At 62.8% G+C, this 19,356-nt stretch carries 18 protein-coding genes; 9 read left to right on the top strand and 9 right to left on the bottom strand.

Annotated elements, in window-relative coordinates:
• Positions 1–183: 183 nt before the first annotated feature.
• Positions 184–942, bottom strand: a complete 759-nt coding sequence (locus B015_RS0108085; protein ID WP_026227018.1) for a DeoR/GlpR family DNA-binding transcription regulator — start codon at positions 940–942, stop codon at positions 184–186.
• 120 nt (positions 943–1,062) lie between these two features.
• On the opposite strand from B015_RS0108085, the gene B015_RS0108080 reads away from it, so the two are divergent.
• The 5 genes from B015_RS0108080 (at position 1,063) to B015_RS0108060 (ending at position 6,020) form a co-directional block, all read left to right on the top strand.
• Positions 1,063–1,419 carry a hypothetical protein gene (locus B015_RS0108080; RefSeq protein ID WP_018427178.1) on the top strand — a complete coding sequence of 119 codons (357 nt, stop codon included), beginning with the start codon at positions 1,063–1,065 and terminating at the stop codon, positions 1,417–1,419.
• 256 nt (positions 1,420–1,675) lie between these two features.
• The gene (locus tag B015_RS0108075) at positions 1,676–3,079 is read left to right on the top strand and encodes an MATE family efflux transporter (protein WP_018427177.1); all 1,404 of its coding nucleotides are present in this window, start codon (positions 1,676–1,678) and stop codon (positions 3,077–3,079) included.
• Positions 3,080–3,469: 390 nt separating this feature from the next.
• Positions 3,470–4,867 carry a class II fumarate hydratase gene (gene fumC / locus B015_RS0108070; protein WP_018427176.1) on the top strand — a complete coding sequence of 466 codons (1,398 nt, stop codon included), beginning with the start codon at positions 3,470–3,472 and terminating at the stop codon, positions 4,865–4,867.
• 198 nt (positions 4,868–5,065) lie between these two features.
• Complete coding sequence (locus tag B015_RS0108065) at positions 5,066–5,491, top strand: DoxX family protein (protein ID WP_018427175.1); 426 nt, start codon at positions 5,066–5,068, stop codon at positions 5,489–5,491.
• Positions 5,492–5,624: 133 nt separating this feature from the next.
• Positions 5,625–6,020: a DoxX family protein gene (locus B015_RS0108060; RefSeq protein WP_018427174.1), complete on the top strand. Its 396-nt coding sequence runs from the start codon at positions 5,625–5,627 to the stop codon at positions 6,018–6,020.
• A gap of 6 nt (positions 6,021–6,026) precedes the next feature.
• On the opposite strand, the gene ppx is transcribed toward B015_RS0108060, so the two are convergent.
• Together ppx and B015_RS0108050 are read right to left on the bottom strand one after the other, a co-directional pair.
• A complete protein-coding gene (ppx, locus tag B015_RS0108055; protein ID WP_018427173.1) occupies positions 6,027–7,562 on the bottom strand; it encodes an exopolyphosphatase in 1,536 nt (511 codons plus the stop codon).
• The gene (locus tag B015_RS0108050; RefSeq protein ID WP_018427172.1) at positions 7,562–9,769 is read right to left on the bottom strand and encodes an RNA degradosome polyphosphate kinase; all 2,208 of its coding nucleotides are present in this window, start codon (positions 9,767–9,769) and stop codon (positions 7,562–7,564) included. Before B015_RS0108050 ends, ppx begins: the two co-directional genes overlap by 1 nt.
• 152 nt (positions 9,770–9,921) lie before the next feature.
• Here B015_RS0108050 and B015_RS0108045 point away from each other — a divergent pair, with 152 nt between their 5' ends.
• Positions 9,922–10,170, top strand: a complete 249-nt coding sequence (locus B015_RS0108045; protein ID WP_018427171.1) for a zinc-finger domain-containing protein — start codon at positions 9,922–9,924, stop codon at positions 10,168–10,170.
• 11 nt (positions 10,171–10,181) lie between these two features.
• Positions 10,182–11,405: an FAD-dependent monooxygenase gene (locus B015_RS0108040; protein ID WP_018427170.1), complete on the top strand. Its 1,224-nt coding sequence runs from the start codon at positions 10,182–10,184 to the stop codon at positions 11,403–11,405.
• Here B015_RS0108040 and B015_RS30615 read toward each other — a convergent pair.
• The 6 genes from B015_RS30615 to B015_RS32135 form a co-directional block, all read right to left on the bottom strand.
• Entirely contained in the window at positions 11,360–12,073 is a 714-nt protein-coding gene (locus B015_RS30615) for a TIGR02117 family protein (protein WP_051091951.1), read from the bottom strand. The two genes, B015_RS0108040 and B015_RS30615, sit on opposite strands and share 46 nt — an antisense overlap.
• Before the next feature lie 85 nt (positions 12,074–12,158).
• On the bottom strand, positions 12,159–12,962 hold the full coding sequence (locus tag B015_RS0108030; RefSeq protein ID WP_018427168.1) for an amino acid ABC transporter ATP-binding protein: 804 nt from the start codon (positions 12,960–12,962) through the stop codon (positions 12,159–12,161).
• A 23-nt stretch (positions 12,963–12,985) separates the two neighbouring features.
• On the bottom strand, positions 12,986–14,143 hold the full coding sequence (locus B015_RS0108025; RefSeq protein ID WP_018427167.1) for an amino acid ABC transporter permease: 1,158 nt from the start codon (positions 14,141–14,143) through the stop codon (positions 12,986–12,988).
• A 10-nt stretch (positions 14,144–14,153) separates the two neighbouring features.
• Positions 14,154–15,344 carry an amino acid ABC transporter permease gene (locus tag B015_RS0108020; protein WP_018427166.1) on the bottom strand — a complete coding sequence of 397 codons (1,191 nt, stop codon included), beginning with the start codon at positions 15,342–15,344 and terminating at the stop codon, positions 14,154–14,156.
• A gap of 63 nt (positions 15,345–15,407) precedes the next feature.
• Positions 15,408–16,436 (bottom strand): amino acid ABC transporter substrate-binding protein, encoded by a 1,029-nt coding sequence (locus B015_RS0108015; protein WP_018427165.1) that lies wholly within the window; start codon positions 16,434–16,436, stop codon positions 15,408–15,410.
• Positions 16,437–16,690: 254 nt separating this feature from the next.
• Positions 16,691–17,578 carry a phosphatase PAP2 family protein gene (locus B015_RS32135; protein WP_018427164.1) on the bottom strand — a complete coding sequence of 296 codons (888 nt, stop codon included), beginning with the start codon at positions 17,576–17,578 and terminating at the stop codon, positions 16,691–16,693.
• Here B015_RS32135 and B015_RS0108005 point away from each other — a divergent pair.
• Complete coding sequence (locus B015_RS0108005) at positions 17,577–18,752, top strand: cystathionine beta-lyase (RefSeq protein ID WP_018427163.1); 1,176 nt, start codon at positions 17,577–17,579, stop codon at positions 18,750–18,752. The genes B015_RS32135 and B015_RS0108005 overlap by 2 nt on opposite strands.
• A 73-nt stretch (positions 18,753–18,825) precedes the next feature.
• On the top strand, positions 18,826–19,335 hold the full coding sequence (locus B015_RS0108000; protein ID WP_018427162.1) for a cupin domain-containing protein: 510 nt from the start codon (positions 18,826–18,828) through the stop codon (positions 19,333–19,335).
• Positions 19,336–19,356: the final 21 nt, after the last annotated feature.

The raw sequence follows: 19,356 nt of genomic DNA, 5'->3' as shown, positions 1-19,356 counted from the left end.
TGGCCGGCCTAGTGAGCGCGCAGGGCATGAAGGGCCCGCCGCCCGCAGCGCAAGCACGGCAAAGCCCTCACCTGTGTCAGTCGAAACCGATGCATCAGACCAATGGAAATGCGGACCACATTTGATCTCCGTTTGATGCGTTTCCGGAGACGACGAAATGACTGGATCGGGTTGCCTCAAGCATTAGTGAGCGCGCACGACGGATACGCCCCTGTCGGCGAAGGCAGCAATTCGCTCGTCCGCAACGCCGCTCTCGACAATGAGCATCGCGATGTCGCCGAGCCCGCCGATCTGGAACGGCGACACAGCGCCAAGCTTGTCGTTCGTGGCCAGCACGGCGGTCTCCGCCGAACAGGAAACAAGCTGCCGTTTGATGGCCGCCTCTTCCATGTCGCCCGTGGTTAGCCCCGCAGTTGGATGCACGCCCGTCGCGCCGAGGAAAAAGAGATCCGCGCGAATGCGTGAGATCATCTCTGCGGTCAGCGCCCCGACAGTCACCATCGAGTGACGGAACAGCCTGCCGCCGATGATCATGACATCGACCTGCACCCTGTCCTCCAGCGCAACCGCAATCGAAGGGCTATGGGTGATGGCGGTAAAGCGGGCCCCGGCCGGCAGGTGACGGATGATTTCCAGGTTCGACGTCCCGCCATCAAACACCACCGTCATGCCGTCCTCGATCAAGGTCGCGCCCACCTTTCCGAGTGCAACCTTGGCGTCCGGCGCAATCCCGCGACGCTCATGGATCGGAACCGTGGTTGGCGAGACCGGCATTGCGCCACCATGGACGCGCAGCAGCAATCCCTCGGCAGCGAGTTCCCTGAGGTCGCGCCGGATGGTGTCTTCCGAAAGCTCCAGCTCGTGACTGAGCTGCTTGGCGACGACCTGCCCGTCCCTGGCCAGGAGATCGAGGATCAAACGCTTGCGTTGGCTTGTGAGCACTTTGAGGTTCCGTCCACCCTGCGATGCCACACGATATTGCACGGTCACGCATGATGCCATAATAATATCGTGCAGATTCGTGCAATATCTGGAGATATCATGGACACTCCGACGAAACCGATGCTCATCCTGATCGCAGGTCCTTACCGCTCCGGCACCGGCGACGACCCCGTCAAGATGGAGGAAAACCTGAGCCGTCTTGAAAGTGTCGCCGTTCCGCTGTTTCGCGCCGGCCACATACCAATGATCGGCGAATGGGTGGCGCTGCCACTCGGACGGCAGGTCGGCTCGAAGGGTGCCGGCGATCCGCTCTACGACGAGTTCGCTTATCCGGTGGCCGACAGGCTGCTGCGCCATTGCGATGCCGTGCTACGGTTGCCCGGGGCATCGAAAGGGGCGGATGAGGATGTGCGGCTGGCCAGGGAGCGCGACCTCGAGGTCTATTTCGACCTCTCCGAAGTGCCCGGCATGGCCTGATGGAACCAGGCAACGCGGAAGTGGCTTGCGGGTGCCTGCCAAAAGGGCGCCTTCGGGCGCCTTTTTTGTTTGGCGACCTGTAGCAATTGACAGCAGGCTTTGGCCGGCCTAGTGAGCGGCAGGGCATGAAGGGCCCGCCGCCCGCAGCGCAAGCACGGTAAATCCTTCCCCTGTGCCAGTCGAAACCGACGCATCAGACCAATGGAAATGCGGGCCCCATTTGATCTCCGTTTGATGCGACTTCGGAGACGACGAAATGACTTCCCTCGAGCCTAAAGGCGCGAACGCCTTTCTTCGCGCGCCCTTGCCCGGCCTCTTTCTCAGAACCGCCGCGCCGATCATCCTGATCATGGCCACCAACGGCCTTTTGGCCATCGTCGACGCTTATTTCCTGGGCGAATATGTCGGGCCCGACGCGCTGGCGGCGGTGACGCTGATGTTCCCGGCCTTCATGCTGCTCGTTGCGCTCTCGACCCTGGTGGCAAGCGGCATGGCGAGCCAGCTCGCCCGCCTGCTCGGCGCCGGCCAAACGACACAGGCCCGCGAGACATTCCTCGACGCGCACGGCCTGGCGCTTGTCATATGCGCCCTGGTCGTCGCGGGCTTCCTGCTCGTGGGCAAGGATCTGGCGTTCTGGCTCGCCAATGGATCCGAACCGCTGGCGGCGATGGGATATACCTACATCTCCATCCTGATCTGGTGTTCGCCCTTGATGTTCGCGCTGTCGCTCAATGGCGACGGCTTGCGCAGCGAGGGACGGCTCGGACTTGTGGCTGCGGCCAGCTTCCTGACCTCCATCGCCAACGCTGCAATGAACTACGTGCTGATCGTCGGCTTCGACTACGGCGTTGCCGGCTCGGCAATCGGCACGGCTCTGGCACAGATGGCAGCAGTGATCTTCATCATCGTCTACCGCCTGCGCGCCGGCACGGTGCTCCAATACATGCCGATACCGTCGCTGCGCTGGACCTCGGCATGGCGTCAGCTTCTGACACTCGGCGCGCCGCAAAGCCTGAGCTTCATCGGCATTTCGCTGCTTGCCACCGTCGTCATCTATTCAAACCAGGTCTGGGAGGGCGATGCCTACGCCGCAACCGTGGCGGCCTACGGCATCATCACGAGGATCATGACATTCGCCTTCCTGCCCCTGCTCGGGTTGAACATGGCGATGCAGACGATCGTCGGCAACAATTTCGGCGCAATGCTGTGGGACCGGTCGGACGCCGGCCTGAAGCTGGGCTTGTTGCTGGCGCTCGCCTACTGCGTCATTTTCGAAGCCGTCATGTTGCTGACCCATGGAAGCCTTGGCTCGATCTTCGTGGACGACATGGCAACGCAGCGGGAGGTGGCGCGTATCCTGCCGATGACCGTCGCGCTTTACGTCGTCGCCGGCCCGGCGATGATCCTGTCGGGCTATTTCCAGGCGATCGGCGACGCAAAACGGGCCATCCTGCTCAGCATCGCGCGCACCTATGCGTTTGCAATACCGCTGACATTGGGCTTGCCGCATCTCATGGGCGAACGCGGCATCTGGTTGGCCGGGCCTGCGGCCGAACTGCTGATGGTTCTGCTTGTCTCTGTCCTGCTCGTTCATAGCAGGGCAAAGGCAGGGTTTTCGTGGGGCCTGTTCCGGGCACGCAGCGAGGCCGCTGGAGCCTGAGCCGCACTGCCGGAAAAATTCCGCAAATTTTATTCAAATCGACGGAACCTTTCGGCAGCTTGCGCATTTATGCGTGGTCCGAGGCACGTCCGGATGGAGAAATCCTGAAGGAAAACCAAAGGACGCATAGGACGCCTCCCAGCATTCTCCAAAGATGCGGGAGGCGTTCTGATTCCGGCACCTGCTGAACCTTGGGAAATGCCGACCCGCTGGAAAAAAGCCCCGGCACCCCAGACCCTGCCGCCTCCAGGCCACCCCGTAAAAGCCGGCATGCACCCCGCGAAGGCTTTGAACCGATTAGGATTCCGCGCGGGGCCAATCTCCCCTTGATGCCTTGTGTGCAACGCGATACGCCGATGCCCGAAACGCGTTTTTTTTCGGAGACCTGACGTGACAGCCCAGAAGACCAGAACCGAGACCGACACCTTCGGACCGATCGAAGTCGCCACCGACCGCTACTGGGGTGCGCAAGCTCAGCGTTCGCTGGGCAACTTCAAGATCGGCTGGGAAAAGCAGCCTCTGTCGGTCGTCCGCGCTCTCGGCATCGTCAAGCGCGCCGCCGCCGAAGCCAACATGGCGCTCGGTCGCCTCGACCCCAAGATCGGCAACACCGTTGTCGCCGCTGCCCAGGAAGTCATCGACGGCAAGCTCAACGACCACTTCCCGCTGGTCGTCTGGCAGACCGGCTCGGGCACGCAGTCGAACATGAACGCCAATGAGGTGATCTCCAACCGCGCCATCGAGATGCTGGGCGGCGAGATGGGCTCTAAGAAGCCGGTCCATCCCAACGACCACGTCAATATGAGCCAGTCGTCGAACGACACCTATCCGACGGCCATGCACATCGCCTGTGCCGAGCGCATCGTCCACGACCTTCTGCCGGCGCTGAAGCACCTGCATGCCGCTCTCGACAAGAAGGCGCGCGAATTCGACCACATCATCAAGATCGGCCGCACCCACACCCAGGACGCGACGCCGCTGACGCTGGGCCAGGAATTCGGCGGTTATGCCGCCCAGGTCGCCTCGTCGATCAAGCGCATCGAACTGACCCTGCCCGGCCTGCAGGAACTGGCCCAGGGCGGCACCGCCGTCGGCACCGGCCTCAATGCACCTGTCGGCTTCGCCGAGAAGGTCGCTGAGAGCATTGCCGCGATCACCGGCATCGCCTTCGTCACCGCGCCAAACAAGTTCGAAGCGCTTGCCGCCCACGATTCCATGGTCTTCTCGCACGGCGCCATCAATTCGGCCGCCGCTGCCCTGTTCAAGATCGCCAACGACATCCGCTTTCTCGGTTCGGGCCCGCGTTCGGGCCTCGGCGAGCTGTCTCTGCCCGAGAACGAGCCGGGCTCGTCGATCATGCCGGGCAAGGTCAATCCGACCCAGTGCGAGGCACTGACCCAGGTCTGCGTCCAGGTGTTCGGCAACAACGCAGCGCTCACCTTCGCCGGCAGCCAGGGCCATTTCGAGCTCAACGTCTACAACCCTGTGATGGCCTACAACTTCCTGCAGTCGGTGCAGCTGATGGCCGATGCGGCAGTGTCGTTCACCGACAATTGCGTCGTCGGCATCGAAGCCCGCGAGGACAACATCAAGGCGGCCCTCGACCGCTCGCTGATGCTGGTCACCGCCCTTGCCCCGACCATCGGCTACGACAACGCCGCCAAGATCGCCAAGACCGCGCACAAGAACGGCACCACGCTGCGCGAGGAAGCGCTGGCAACCGGCCTCGTCAGCGCCGAGGACTATGACCGGATCGTCCGCCCCGAGGACATGACCCGTCCCGGCTGATCCCTGGCGAGCAGATCCCTTCATACGGCGCGGCAGTCACATGCCGCGCCGTTTCCTTATGGAGACCAACGATTCGTCCCAATGCAGATTTCGAGCAAACCTTTCCATTAGTGAACGATCTGTCGACACATTCGCGTCTTTAGTGAACAGTCGGCATGGACTAGATGTGGGCCATCGAAATTCACGGAGCCCACGCACATGTCCAACGCTTCTCTCACGTCCGAAAAGGCTGGCCTCGGCGCCGGCGCCCCTGCCCTCATCCTCCTCGGCCGCGTCCTTCTGTCGGTCATCTTCATCCTCGCCGGCTTCGCCAAGCTGACGGCCATCGGTGGCACCGCGGCCTGGTTCGGCAGCCTCGGCCTACCGCTGCCGACCGTAACGACGGTCGTCGTCGGTCTGGTTGAACTCGTCGGCGGCATCGCCATCCTGTTCGGCTTCAAGACCCGCGTCGCTGCGATCCTGCTCGCCGTCTTCACGCTGGCCGCGACCGCCGTTGCCCACCTCGATTTCGCCGACCAGGTGCAGGTGATGTTCCTGCAGAAGAACCTGGCCATCGCCGGCGGCCTGTTCGTGCTGGCAGCGTTCGGCGCAGGCGCCCTGTCGGTCGACGGCCGCCGCAGCTAACCGATACGAATTCCTCCCAAGAAATCGCCCGGGCTCGTCCCGGGCTTTTTTCATGCGCGATCAAGGGCCAAAGTTCTCCGACTGATGACTTTGCTCCGCCGCAGGTGCATCCTGAACGCGGTGGAGGCCGCCAATGCTCAGGAACCTGTCTCTTCTCGCCGCCCGCATCCTGGTCGCCGTGCTGTTCCTGCCGTCGGGCTTCCAGGCACTCACGAACTTTTCCGGCACGACTGGCTATTTCGGTGGGCTCGGCTTTCCGATGCCGGCATTCTTCGCCCTTGCGGTCCCGCTGTTCGAGATAGCAGGTGGTGCGGCGATCCTGCTCGGCCTCCAGACGCGACACGTCGCGCTGGTGCTCGCAGCCTTCACAATCGCGGCCGGCTTCATCGGCCATTACGGCCAGGGTGACGGCGATCCCATGCTCACATTCCTGCACGCGCAGATGCTGATGAAGGACATCGCGATATCAGGCGGCCTGCTCGCGCTGTCAGTCGCGGGAGCAGGCGCCCTATCGGTTGATAGGTCGTAGCGGCCGCTACTTCACCGCCGTGCTTGGACCATCCTCGACGGCAAGCACCAGACGGCGGCCCGTCACCTTGGCGAGTTGAGCCAGGCGTCCGGCCGGACGTTCGCCATAAAGCTGGCCGAACTCGGACGGGATCACCAGCGCCAAAACCCCACCGCCTCTGTCTTCCCAGCGCAGCTTGGGCATGACGCCGGGCATCGAGGCGGTCAGCAGATAGACCACCCGCATCATCGCCCCGAGGATACGCGCCCGCTCGAGATAGCGCGGCGTCGCCAGTTCCTTGAGCTCCGGCGCGTAGCTGTCATTGAAGACGCCATCGTGGCGGAACAGGTTGGCCAGTGCCAGGAAGGCGCGGCCAGGATGGTCGACGCCGATGAAGGAGGCGTGAGCGATGATGTTGAGCGACTGCCTCCCGCGATATTCGGGATGCGCCCTCCAGCCGATGTCGGCAAGCAGGCAGGCAGCGTGGCGATAACGCGATTCTTCCTCGGCCTCCTCGATGCCGAAGGCGGCGAAGGACTGCTTCGTCCACTCGGTCAGCTCATGCGCGTGGCGCACCGAGCGTGCCCGCAGCAGCGCCAGTTCCTCAGCAGCCGAGATCAGCGGATCGCCGCGGCGCTCGTCGTCCTCGAGCAGCGAATACAAGAACCCTTCGCGGACGCCGAGCGCCGAGACGACGATCTGCGACGGCTGCATGGCCGCGATGATCTCCAGCAACACGACAGCACCATAAGGCAGCAGCGTGCGGCGGTTCTTGGAGACGCCCTCGATGCCTTTGACCTTTTCGATGTCGCCGCGGGCCACCTGCTTCAGGAACGGGACCAGGGTCGCCGGATCCATCGGATAGTGGTGCATCACCTCAAGGGGATAGTTGGTGGCGTTCATGTGCAGCCGGGCGAGATTTCGCCAGGTACCGCCAACTGCATAGAAGGTCCTGCCCTGCCCGCCCTTGAGCAGCTTGGCGCGGGCAAGCTCGGAATGCGCGATCTTGGCCGCCTGCACCGGCGAGCTCTTGGCCATGTCCTGCAGGCGCAGGCCGCCAAGCGGCAAGGTGATGCCTTCGCCGATCTCCTCGCCCTTGACGTCGACCAGCTCAAGGCTGCCGCCGCCCAAGTCGCCGGCTATGCCGTCAGCCGGATGGAAGCCGGAAATGACACCAAGCGCAGAGAAATAAGCTTCCTCACGCCCGGTCAGCACGCGGATTTCGGTGCCAAGCACCTCCTCGGCACGATGGATGAAGTCCGGACCGTTGACCGCCTCGCGAGCGGCTGCGGTCGCCAGCACATACATCTTGTCGGCACCCGCCTGCTCCGACAGCGCCCGGAAGCGCCGGAACTCCTCCATCGAGCGGGTCACGCCTTCAGGATCGAGCTTGCCGGTGGAGACGATGCCGCGGCCGAGGCCAGCCAGCATCTTTTCGTTGAACAGCAGGGTCGGCGAGCGCGCCAACCCTTCATAAACAACGAGACGAATGGAGTTCGAGCCGATATCGATGATCGACAGCGGTCGGCGGTCCTTGAGCCGGCCCTGCGAGAGTTCTGCCATCAGCCGGCCGTCGCCTCCGCCTTCTTGCGGCGTTTGAACTGGGCAATGCGCTTGGGCGCATGAGACTTCAGCGCGTCACCCCGTCCGGAAAGGCTCGGATTGGTCATGAAATATTCCTGCGCATTGAACGGCTCTTCACCCTCGTCGAGCGTTATCCGCCGTGAGGTTCCATCCGCCAATACTTCGAAACTTTGCTGGTTGTCCATGATATTTCCCAGCATGACCTGCCCCAGCACCTGCTCGTGCACGGTCGAATGCTTGGCGATCGGCACCATGCATTCGACACGGCGGTCGAGATTGCGCGGCATCAGATCGGCCGAGCTGATGTAGACGATGGCCTCGTCCGAAGGCAGGCCGTGGCCATTGCCGAAGCAATAGATGCGGCTGTGCTCAAGGAAGCGGCCAACGATCGACTTGACGCGGATGTTCTCCGACAGGCCGGGAACCTGCGGTCTGAGACAGCAGATTCCGCGTACCACCAGATCGATCTCGACGCCGGCGCGGCTCGCCTCGTAGAGCGCATCGATGGTGATCGGATCGACCAGTGAGTTCATCTTCATCCAGATCTGCGCCGGCTTGCCGGCCTGGGCGTGCTCGATCTCGTCGGCGATGTGCTTGAGAATCCTGCTCCGCAGCGTGTAGGGCGACAGCGCGATGCACATTTCCTCTGCCGGCTCGGCGTAGCCGGTGATGAAGTTGAATATCTGGGCCACGTCGCGGGCAATGGCCGAGTCGGTGGTGAAGAAGGACAGGTCGGTGTAGATGCGCGCGGTAATCGGGTGATAGTTGCCGGTGCCAAGATGGACGTAGTTGCGCAGGCGGCCGTCCTCGCGTCGCACCACCAGCGACATCTTGGCGTGCGTCTTGAGCTCCAGGAAACCGAACACAACCTGCACGCCGGCACGCTCGAGATCGCGGGCCCAGCGGATGTTGGCCTCTTCGTCGAAGCGCGCCTTGAGCTCGACAAGTGCGGTCACCGACTTGCCGGCTTCGGCCGCATCTATCAGCGCACGCACGATGGGACTGTCGTTCGAGGTACGGTACAGCGTCTGCTTGATTGCCACGACCTCGGGATCGAGCGCTGCCTGCCTGATGAACTGCACCACCACGTCGAAGGATTCGTACGGGTGATGGACGACGAAGTCCTTTTCGCGGATCGCCGCGAAACAATCGCCGCGATGATCGCGGATACGCTCGGGGAAACGCGGATTGAAGGGCGGGAACTTGAGATCGTCGCGCGGCACGGCAACGATCTCGGAGATCTGGCTGATCGCCAAAGGACCGCTCAGGACGCTGACGCGGCTGGACGATACGCCGAGTTCGCTGGCGACGAACTCTCGCAACTCGGCAGGCATCTGGCTGTCGAACTCGATGCGGATCACCGAGCCGCGACGGCGGCGCTTCAGCGCGGTCTCGAACAGGCGCACCAGGTCTTCGGATTCTTCCTCGACCTCGATGTCGCTGTCGCGGATGATCTGGAACGTACCCGAGCCCTTCACCTCGTAGCCGGGGAACAGCTTGCCGATGAACAGGTTCACCGTTTCCTCGATCGGGATGAAGCGCACGGCGTGCTTGCGGTCGGGCAGACGGATGTAGCGGCGCAACGCAACCGGCAGGCGCAGCAAGGCCGTCATTTCCTCGCCGCCCTTGCGGTGGCGCAACTGCAGGGCGATGGAGAAGCCGAGATTGGGAATAAACGGAAACGGGTGCGCCGGGTCGATCGAAAGCGGCGTCAGCACCGGAAAGATCTGCTCCATGAAGTGGTCTTCGAGCCACTTCCGTTCTTCCTTCGTGAGCGCCCCTGCCGAGATCGTCTCGATACCCTCGGCCTTCAGCAGCTCCGCCAGGTTGGACAGGCTCTTCTGCTGGTCTTCCTGCAGGCGCTCGACCTCGAGCAGCAGCTGTTCGAGCTGCTGCTCCGGGGTGCGGCCGTCGGGGCTGCGGATGGTGATCCCCTCGCGCACCTGTCCGGCCAGGCCGGCGACGCGCACCATGAAGAACTCGTCGAGATTGGCAGCCGAGATCGACAGGAAGCGGACGCGCTCGAGCAGCGGATGATTGGGGTTCTGCGACTGCTCCAGCACGCGCCTGTTGAATTGCAGCCAGGAAAACTCGCGATTGACGAAACGGTCCGGGTTGCCGTCGGCGCCTTCAGTCCGCGACTTGTCATTGACGAAATCGGTATGGACCGGCTTCAACTGATTCATCTGCAACCCTTCCCCTATGCCGCGTGCCGCCGCTTATCCGGCTCAGATTATCCTCTGACAGGCAATTGCGACAGTTTCATTTCAGCATCTTGCAAACGCGGCGCTTATGATACAAAGCCTCCTCAATAGCGTTCCTTAGAAGGGAAAACTCCATGGCTGGCGGCTCCATCCCCCACTTCCAGAACGATGCTGGACACGCCGTGATCGAGATCGGCGTGAAGGAATTCATGTGCGTGGGCGCCAACCCGCCGTTCGACCATCCGCACGTCTTCCTAGACATGGGCGCCGACTCGGAAAAGGTCTGCCCCTACTGCTCGACGCTGTACCGCTATTCGGCACAGCTGAAGGCCACAGAGACCCAGCCGGCCGGCTGCCTCTACGTCGTCGACCGCGCGGCCTGACCACGGCGGTCGTGCATCCCCGACACATCGTCATTTCCGGGGCCGGCATCGCCGGCCTGACGGCGGCAATTGCCTTCGCCCGACGCGGCTTTGCAGTCCGCATCCTTGAGCGCGCGGCCGCGCTCGAAGAAGTCGGCGCAGGCTTGCAGATCTCGCCCAACGCGACCCGCATCCTCTCCCGCCTCGGCGTTCTCGACATTGTCGCTCCTTTGACCGTGCGGCCGGAAGCGGTGGTACTGCGCGACGCGACGACGCTGAAGGAGCGCGCGAGTGTGCCTCTCGGCGCTTCCGCCGAGCGCCGCTGGAAAGCGCCCTATCTCGTCGCCCACCGCGCCGACCTGCAAAGCGCCCTGCTCGCACGCGCCAACGAGATCGACAGCATCGAGCTTTCGCTCGGAACTTCGGTCACCGATGTTCAGCTTCGCAGTGACGGCATCACCGTTTCATTCGATCAGAACGGCATCAGCTCAGAAGTGAGCGCTTCGCTGTTCGTTGCGGCCGATGGCGTGTGGTCGCACAGCCGGCGCCTCGTCGGCCCCAACGAGAAGAGCCGTTTCAGTGGCTCGCTGGCCTGGCGCACCACGCTTCTGGCTGACAGTGATGCCGGCTGCCACTTTGCTGCGTTTAGCTCACCCGAGATGGTGACGACCTATCTGCATGGCGGCTTCCACCTGGTCGCCTACCCGATCCGCGCCGCCAGCGCGATCAATCTCGCGGCCTTCACCCCGGGACGGGCGATCACGGAACACTGGGCCGGCGAGACATCGCCCGATGCGTTGCGCCAGGCGATGCGCGACGCTGCTCCCCAGCTGGCGGAACTCGCCGACAAGGCTGCACCCTGGACCATCTGGCCGCTGCATACGGTCGATGCCAGCCGTCCCTGGACGTCACCGGGCGGCATCGCGCTGATCGGCGACGCGGCACACGCGATGACGCCGTTTGCGGCGCAGGGTGCGGCGATGGCAATCGAGGACGCCTACATGCTCGCCGATGCGGTCGCCTCGGCAACGAGCACAGCACAGGCGCTGTCCCAGTGGGAGGCCGCCCGCAAGCCGCGTGTCGCCCAGGTCGCACGGCGCGGCGCGCTCAACCACTTCGCCTGGAATGCGTCTGGCCCCGTCGCCTTGGCGCGCAACCTGTTTCTGAAGCTGAAGTCGCCTGATAGCCTCGCAGCCGACATGGACTGGCTCTATGGCTGGACGCCGCCGGGCTGGGCCGAAGACGGGGCGTTGTAGAGGCCGAGCGACCAATTCAGGGTCACCGGCAGCGGGTTCCACCAGCCGGTGGTCAACCCCGCCTTGCGCAAGGCAGCAGCGGTCCAGGTGTTGCAGCCGGCGAATGCGTTGAACTTGCCATTCGCCTCGAAGAACCCGTCGAACGCACCATAGGCGACACCAGGGATCGACTGCGGTCCGTTCGGCCCTCGGGTAAAACTCGCCTCTATGAAAGCGAGCAGCGCCTCAAATCCCGCGTCACTGACGTCAAATCGGCTGACGGTCGGCTGCGGCAGCGCGATGTTGCCGGCAAGATCGACATGCATGACCGAGTCGTCGAGCGTGAATGCCGCCAGAACAGGCCCCAGCTTCAGTTCCGACCAGGTCGGGGTACCGATGTAAAAGGCCTTGCTGCCCCAGCCGAAGACAAGATAGCGCGCCTCAGGCAGGTCGGTCTGGATGCCATTGTCACGCAGGAAGCCGAACCGTTGCAGCACCGCGGCGTCGATCGGCACGGCGATGTCGGTGTGGATCGGATTGGTGAGCACCAGGATGTGGCGTGGGCTAGCCTCGATAGGCGCCCCGCCCTGCAGCGGCCCCAGCAAGGGCCTGGGCATGAAGGTGCCCACAACCAGCGCGGCCAGCACCAACAGCACAATACGTGCCAGAATGCGAAGGGCCTTTCTCACCAACTCGTCTCGCTTCCCATGTCCTGAGCTGAACAAAAAAGCCCGGCCGTCGTGGGGCCGGGCTTTTTGATGCTTGCTGCCAGAGCTAATGCAGGATCTGGCTGAGGAAGAGTTTTGTGCGCTCGTGGCGCGGATGGTCGAAGAACTCGGCCGGGGTGTTCTCCTCGACGATCTGGCCCTGATCCATGAAGATCACCCGGTTGGCGACCTTGCGGGCAAAGCCCATCTCGTGGGTGACGCACAGCATGGTCATGCCCTCTTCGGCGAGGCCCACCATGGTCTCCAGCACTTCCTTGATCATCTCCGGGTCGAGCGCCGAGGTCGGCTCGTCGAACAGCATGATGCGCGGGTTCATGCACAGCGAGCGTGCGATCGCCACGCGCTGCTGCTGGCCGCCCGACAGCTGGCCGGGATATTTGTTGGCCTGCTCGGGGATCTTGACCCGGCGCAGGAAGTGCATCGCCTGCTCCTCGGCCTGCTTCTTCGGCGTCTTGCGCACCCAGATCGGCGCCAGCGTGCAGTTCTCCAGGATCGTCAGATGCGGGAACAGGTTGAAGTGCTGGAACACCATGCCGACTTCACGGCGGACCTCGTCGATCTTCTTGAGATCGTTGGTCAGTTCCTTGCCGTCGACGATGATCTTGCCCTTCTGGTGCTCTTCCAGACGGTTGATGCAGCGGATCATGGTCGACTTGCCCGAGCCCGACGGGCCGCAGACGACGATGCGCTCGCCGCGCATGACCTTGAGGTTGATGTCCTTCAGAACGTTGAACTCGCCATACCACTTGTGCATGCCGACGATGTCGATGGCGACATCCGTCGTCGAGATATGCATCTTGGCGCGATCGACCTTCAGTTCGTCTGCGCTGACTGCGTTTTCGGTGGCCATAGGCCTCTCCCCCTTTTCTTATCCTAGCGCTTGTGACCGGTATCTAGCCGGTGTTCCATGTAGATAGAATAGCGCGACATGCCGAAACAGAACATCCAGAATACGAGGGCCGCAAAGACGAGGCCCGAGGCCGGGGTCTGCGGAGAGGCCCAGGCTGCATCCGAGAAGTTCTGCCTGACAACGCCGAGCAGGTCGAACATCGAGATGATGTAGACGAGGCTGGTGTCCTTGAACATGCCGATGAAGGTGTTGACGATCCCGGGGATCACCAGCTTCAACGCCTGCGGCAGGATGATCAGCCCGGTTTTCTGCCAATAACTGAGACCGAGCGAATCGGCCCCCTCATATTGTCCCTTCGGGATGGCCTGCAAGCCACCGCGCACCACCTCCGCCATGTAGGCCGAGGCGAACAGCGACACGCCGATCAGCGCCCGCAGGAATTTGTCGAAGCTGACGCCGGCAGGCAGGAACAGCGGCAGCATGACGCTGGCCATGAACAGCACAGTGATCAGCGGCACGCCACGCACGGTTTCGATGAAGATGACGCTGAGCATCTTGACCACCGGCATCTTGGAGCGCCGTCCGAGCGCCAGCAGAATGCCCAGCGGCAGCGACACCACGATGCCGACGAAGGACAGCGTCAGCGTCACCATCAGGCCGCCCCATAGCGGGGTTTCGACATGGTTCAGGCCGAAGCGTCCGCCGACCAGCAGGAAGTACGAGACCACTGGCAACGCAAGGAACAGCAGGAATGCGTTCAAGCCCTTGCGCGGCACACGCGGGATCATCATCGGCACAAGCAGCGCCACGAACAGGATCGCCACCAGGATGACGCGCCAGCGCTCGTCGAGCGGATAGCGACCAAACATGAACTGACCGAACTTGGCGTTGACGAAAGCCCAGCAGGCTCCGGACCAGCCCTCAGGCTGAATACCGCCCTGTGCCACCGTGGCGCAGAAGGTGCGGTCGGTACCGGTCCACTGAGCCTGGATGAGCGCCCAGTCCACCAGCGGCGGCACGATAAACGCGACAATCAGCAGGCCGATGATGGTGAGGACCGAATCGTAAGGATTGGCAAACAGGTTCTTGCGCATCCAGGCGATCGGTCCGCGCTCCCGTGGCGGCGCCGGTTGCGGCAGCGCCATTTCGGTGCGGACGTAGCTAAGGTCGTTTTGCGACATGTCCGCCTCCTTACCTTTCCACCAATGCCATCTTGGCATTGAACCAGTTCATGAAGGCAGACGTGATCAGGCTGAGGCCGAGATAGACGACCATCCAGATGACCACGATCTCGATCGCCTGACCGGTCTGGTTGAGCACCGTGCCGCCCACGGCGACCAGATCGGGATAACCGATGGCAATCGCCAACGACGAGTTCTTGGTCAGGTTGAGGAACTGGCTGGTCAGTGGCGGAATAACGATGCGCAGCGCCTGCGGGATGACCACCAGCCTGAGCGTCGGACCCGAACGCAGGCCGAGTGCCGCCGATGCCTCGCTCTGGCCTCGGTTCACGCCGCGAATGCCGGCGCGCACGATCTCGGCGATGAAGGCGGCCGTGTAGAACGACAAGGCGAGGTAGAGCGACAGGAACTCCGGCTTGATCTGCATGCCGCCGGTCAGATTGAAAGTAGACTTCTGCGGGAAGTTGAAGCTCGCCGGAAAGCCGGTCGCGACAAGCGCCAGGAGCGGCAGGCCGACAATCAAGGCGATCGACGTCCACAGCACCGGGAAAGTCTGGCCGGTCGCCATCTGCCTTTGCTTCGCCGCACGCGCCACGAAGATCGACATCGCAACCCCCAAGAGGAATGCCACGCCGATAAGCCATGAGCCCTCCCCCCACATCAGCTTGGGGAAGTAGAATCCGCGGCTGTTGAGATAGGAGCCGAAGGGCAGCTCGATGCTCTCCTTTGGCAGCGGCAGCACCGAAAGCACACCGAAATACCAGAAGAAGATCACCAGGAGCGGCGGAATGTTGCGGAACAGCTCGACATAGACGGTGCAGATCTTGCGGATCAGCCAGTTGTTCGAAAGCCGCCCGACGCCGATGACGAAGCCGAGGATCGAGGCCGTGACGATGCCTGCTCCTGCAACGACGACCGTGTTGATCAGGCCGACGATCAACGCACGTTTGTAGGTCGAGTCGGAATCGTAGGCGATCAGCGTATCGCTGAGGTCGAAGCCAGCACGTCCGTTGAGGAAAGCGAAGCCCGAAGCGATGTTTGCACGCTTGAGGTTTTCAACCGTATTGCCAACGATCCACCAGATAAGCGCGGCGAGCGCCGCGATAACCAAGACCTGAACGAAGATGCCGCGCACCTTCGGGTCATAGAGTAGCGACGCGCGGCCGCCCCCTACGCCATGGGGAATGTCCTGCGTAGCCATCAGAAGTCCCTCTGATAGAGAAACCGGAAGGCAGGAGACCTGCCTTCCGGATCAGACTTCGGATCAGCGGATCGGCGGTGCGTACTGCAGACCGCCCTTGGTCCAGAGCGCATTGATGCCGCGGGCAATCTTCAGCGGGCTGCCCTGGCCGACATTGCGCTCGAACAGTTCGCCGTAGTTGCCCACGGCCTTGACGATGTTGACGACCCAGTCGTTGCCGAGGCCGAGATCGGTGCCGATCTTGGTGTCTGCCTCGGTGCCGAGCACGCGCTTGATCTCAGGATTGCCCGAGTTCTTCATCTCCTCGACATTGGCCTGGGTGATGCCCAGCTCTTCCGCCGTCAGCAGTGCGAAATAGGTCCACTTGACGATGTGGTACCACTTGTCGTCGCCCTGGCGAGTAGCCGGTCCGAGCGGCTCCTTGGAAATGATCTCGGGCAGGACGACGTGGTCGTCCGGCGAGCCAAGCGTCAGGCGAATGCCGTAGAGGCCCGACTGGTCGGTCGTATAGACGTCACAACGGCCGGCGTCATAGGCGGCATTGACCTCTTCAAGCTTCTCGAAGACGACCGGGTTGTACTCCATCTTGTTCGCCTTGAAGTAGTCGGCGAGATTGAGTTCGGTCGTCGTGCCCGTCTGCACGCAGACGGCTGCGCCCGACAGCTGGAGCGCAGAATTCACGCCCGGCAGCTTCTTGGCATTGATCATGAAGCCCTGGCCGTCGAAATAGGTGACGCCGGCGAAGTTCAGGCCGAGTGCGGTGTCACGGTTGATCGTCCAGGTGGTGTTGCGCGAGAGAAGGTCGATTTCGCCCGATTGCAGAGCGGTGAAACGCTCCTTGGCCGAGAGCGGGGTGAACTTCACCTTGGTGCCGTCGCCGAAGACCGCCGCAGCCACTGCGCGGCAGAAGTCTGCGTCCAGGCCCGTCCAGTCGCCCTTGTCGTTCGGCGCCGAGAAGCCGGCCAGACCGGTGCTCACGCCGCACTGGACGAAACCCTTGGCCTTGATGTCCGAAAGCGTGTCAGCCGAAGCCGAGGTTGCCATGGCGCCGAGTGCAGCCGCCCCGAGAATCCCCGAAATGATGTATTTCATGACCCACGAACCCTTTTCTGTTTTTCCAGGCTTGGTGCCTGTCTTTTTGAATTTGTGAACTCAGCATCCCCTGTCCGGCCCATTTCCGGATTGCGCGTCCTGGCGGCGCGCTTTTGCTGCAGTCCGGTTCACCAGTGCATCGAAGGCGATAATTCTTATCAGGTCAAGCAATAAAGCCGGCCATACGACCAACATACAAGAGCATCGGAAATCGCTTCCGTGGCGTCAGGTTACGACGCAAGCAGCAATATGCTTCAAACTTGGGCGAGCGGCCGTTTTCTTTGCCGAAGACCGGTTGCGACCGGCAAGGTTTGCCCCGGACGCAAGTGGAAACCGACGCGCCGCCGGGCAAAGAATCGCGCCATCACCACGGTCAGCACGAAGCCGAACAGGAAGCCTGCGGCCACATCCGACGGATAATGCGCCACGGCTGGCACGCGGAAACTGGAAAACACCAGCCCGGCGATGCCGATCGGCAGCCAGTAGCGCGGAAACCAGATCATCAGCACGGCGGCAACCGCGCCGAGCGTGGTCGAATGACCGGAAGGAAAGCTGGTGAAATACTTGTTCACCACGAACGGGTCGAAATGGTAGGCGCCGAATTCGCCGAACATCCACGGCCGGGCCCGGCCGACCATGATCTTCACAACGTTGACGGCAATGCCGGTGATGGCCACAGCGCCGAACATGAATGCCGCCTGGCCGAAGATGACCACCAGTCGCGACCTGACGCGGTAGCCATTGCCCTTCCAGTCCGCTGTCGCCGATGCCAGGTACACCACAAAGGCGGGCACCAGATACCACTCCGACTTGCCGGTCTGGCTCGCCTCGGCCAGCCAGCTCATCAGCCGGTTGCGATGCGACAGCATGAAGTCCATCACGCGCGCATCGAACGGAAACAGCAGCAGGACCGCAGCCGCACCACAGAGCACCAGCAACGTCAGCTGGCGGGTCCACACCGGCTCGGGCGCTCCCACCGGCGATCGCCACATGCGGCGCCAGGAAAAGGCTATGGTGCCGGCCAACCGCCCGAACACGCCGCCCGGCCAGATCTGGCCCAGCCGAAGCCGCGGCCGCGGCGATTGCGCCTGTTTGTTCGGCGCACTATGGCTGGCGTCTTCGCTGAAAGGATGCGGATTCATGTCTCGAGACAACGGTAGGATCAAAGGCGTCAACACGCGGCTCGCGCATGCAGGCAACGATCCACACGGCTTTCACGGCTTTGTCAATCCGCCGGTCGTGCACGCCTCGACCGTTCTCTTCCCTAACGCTGCGACGATGGCGGCGCGTGATCAAAAATACACATATGGCACCCGCGGCACGCCGACGACGGACGCGCTCTGCGCAGCCATCGACGAACTGGAAGGTTCGGCCGGAACCATCGCCGTACCCTCGGGCCTTGCGGCGGTCACCATCCCCCTGCTCGGCTTCCTGTCTTCGGGCGATCACATCCTGATCACCGATTCGGTCTACTATCCGACCCGTCATTTCGCCGACACCATGCTCAAGCGCCTTGGCATCGAGGTCGACTATTACGACCCGCATGTCGGCGCCGGCATCGCCGCGCTGATCAAGCCGAACACCAAGGTGGTGTTCACCGAATCGCCGGCATCGAACACTTTCGAGATCCAGGACATCCCGGCCATATCAAAGGCGGCGCATGCGGTGGGCGCGATCGTCATGATGGACAACACTTGGGCGACGCCGCTCTATTTCAAGGCGCTCGATTTCGGCGTCGACGTCACCATCCACGCCGCCACCAAATATCCGGCCGGTCATTCGGACGTACTGAGCGGCACTGTTTCGGCCAATGCCGAATGCTGGCCGCGCCTCAGCGAGGCGTTCGTTACGCTCGGTTGCTGTGCCGGCCCCGACGACGTCTACCAGGTGCTGCGCGGCCTGCGCACCATGGGCGTCCGCCTTGCCCATCATGGAAAGAGCGCGCTCGACATCGCGCGCTGGCTCGAAGGCCAGCCAGGCGTCTCGCGCGTGCTGCACCCGGGCCTCGAAAGCCACCCAGACCACAAGCTGTTCAAGCGCGACTTCGGCGGCTCGAGCGGCATCTTCTCGGTGGTGCTGTCAGGCGGCGGACAGAAGAAGGCGCACGCCTTCCTCGATGCGCTCGAAATTTTCGGCCTCGGCTATTCCTGGGGTGGCTTCGAGAGCCTGGCCGTGCATGTCAGCGTCGCCGACCGCAAGGTGGCCAATGGCCCGTATGAGGGACCGATCATCCGCCTGCAGATCGGCCTCGAAGATATTGCCGACCTCAAGCAAGACATTTCCGCCGGGCTGTCCGCAGCGAACGCGGCGGAATAAGGTCGGACAAACATCGTCTCTGCCGATGACAGCCTGAGCGGCCAGAACCGGCCGACATTTCTGGAGGTGCGACATGACAACGTCCGACCGCCCCACCGAGATTGCCCACTGGACCGAAATCGAGCGTCCGGACGGCGACACATTCGCAGGCACCACCGAATTGCGGGGCATCGGTGCGTCACTTGCCGCGCATTTCGGCCTGCATCGGCTGGGCATCCATCATGTCCGGCTTCCACCAGGCCGGCGCACGTCCTTCCCGCACGCCGAAAGCCTGGAAGAAGAGTTCGTCTACGTGCTGGAGGGCGAGCCTGACGTCTGGCTTGATGGCAACCTGCACCGTTTGAAGCCGGGTGATTCCGTCGGCTTCCCGGCGGGCACCGGGCTGGCACACAGCTTCCTCAACAACAGCGACGCCGAGGTGCGGCTTCTGGTGGTCGGCGAAGCCAACAAGGCCGAGAACCGCATCGTCTATCCACGCAATCTGGAGCGCAAAGCAGTTCGTGATGACTGGTGGGAAGACGCACCGCGGCGTGTTCTGGGCGACCATGACGGCCTGCCCGACAGGCAGCGCATCAAGCGCTAAGGGCACTCGTTGCAAAGTTGC

This window comes from Hoeflea sp. 108 (genome assembly GCF_000372965.1).
GTDB lineage: Bacteria > Pseudomonadota > Alphaproteobacteria > Rhizobiales > Rhizobiaceae > Aminobacter.
Note: the sequence above shows the minus strand (reverse complement) of the source record. Positions and strands in the feature narration are given on the sequence as shown.

Excerpts from the sequence above, each read along its gene's own strand:
- B015_RS0108080 (WP_018427178.1), top strand. The coding sequence starts at position 1,063 with ATGCTCATCCTGATCGCAGGTCCTTACCGCTCCGGCACCGGCGACGAC.
- B015_RS0108075 (WP_018427177.1), top strand. The coding sequence starts at position 1,676 with ATGACTTCCCTCGAGCCTAAAGGCGCGAACGCCTTTCTTCGCGCGCCC.
- B015_RS0108065 (WP_018427175.1), top strand. The coding sequence starts at position 5,066 with ATGTCCAACGCTTCTCTCACGTCCGAAAAGGCTGGCCTCGGCGCCGGC.
- B015_RS0108060 (WP_018427174.1), top strand. The coding sequence starts at position 5,625 with ATGCTCAGGAACCTGTCTCTTCTCGCCGCCCGCATCCTGGTCGCCGTG.
- ppx (WP_018427173.1), bottom strand. The coding sequence starts at position 7,562 with ATGGCAGAACTCTCGCAGGGCCGGCTCAAGGACCGCCGACCGCTGTCG.
- B015_RS0108050 (WP_018427172.1), bottom strand. The coding sequence starts at position 9,769 with ATGAATCAGTTGAAGCCGGTCCATACCGATTTCGTCAATGACAAGTCG.
- B015_RS0108045 (WP_018427171.1), top strand. The coding sequence starts at position 9,922 with ATGGCTGGCGGCTCCATCCCCCACTTCCAGAACGATGCTGGACACGCC.
- B015_RS0108030 (WP_018427168.1), bottom strand. The coding sequence starts at position 12,962 with ATGGCCACCGAAAACGCAGTCAGCGCAGACGAACTGAAGGTCGATCGC.
- B015_RS0108025 (WP_018427167.1), bottom strand. The coding sequence starts at position 14,143 with ATGTCGCAAAACGACCTTAGCTACGTCCGCACCGAAATGGCGCTGCCG.
- B015_RS0108020 (WP_018427166.1), bottom strand. The coding sequence starts at position 15,344 with ATGGCTACGCAGGACATTCCCCATGGCGTAGGGGGCGGCCGCGCGTCG.
- B015_RS0108015 (WP_018427165.1), bottom strand. The coding sequence starts at position 16,436 with ATGAAATACATCATTTCGGGGATTCTCGGGGCGGCTGCACTCGGCGCC.
- B015_RS0108005 (WP_018427163.1), top strand. The coding sequence starts at position 17,577 with ATGTCTCGAGACAACGGTAGGATCAAAGGCGTCAACACGCGGCTCGCG.
- B015_RS32135 (WP_018427164.1), bottom strand. The coding sequence starts at position 17,578 with ATGAATCCGCATCCTTTCAGCGAAGACGCCAGCCATAGTGCGCCGAAC.
- B015_RS0108000 (WP_018427162.1), top strand. The coding sequence starts at position 18,826 with ATGACAACGTCCGACCGCCCCACCGAGATTGCCCACTGGACCGAAATC.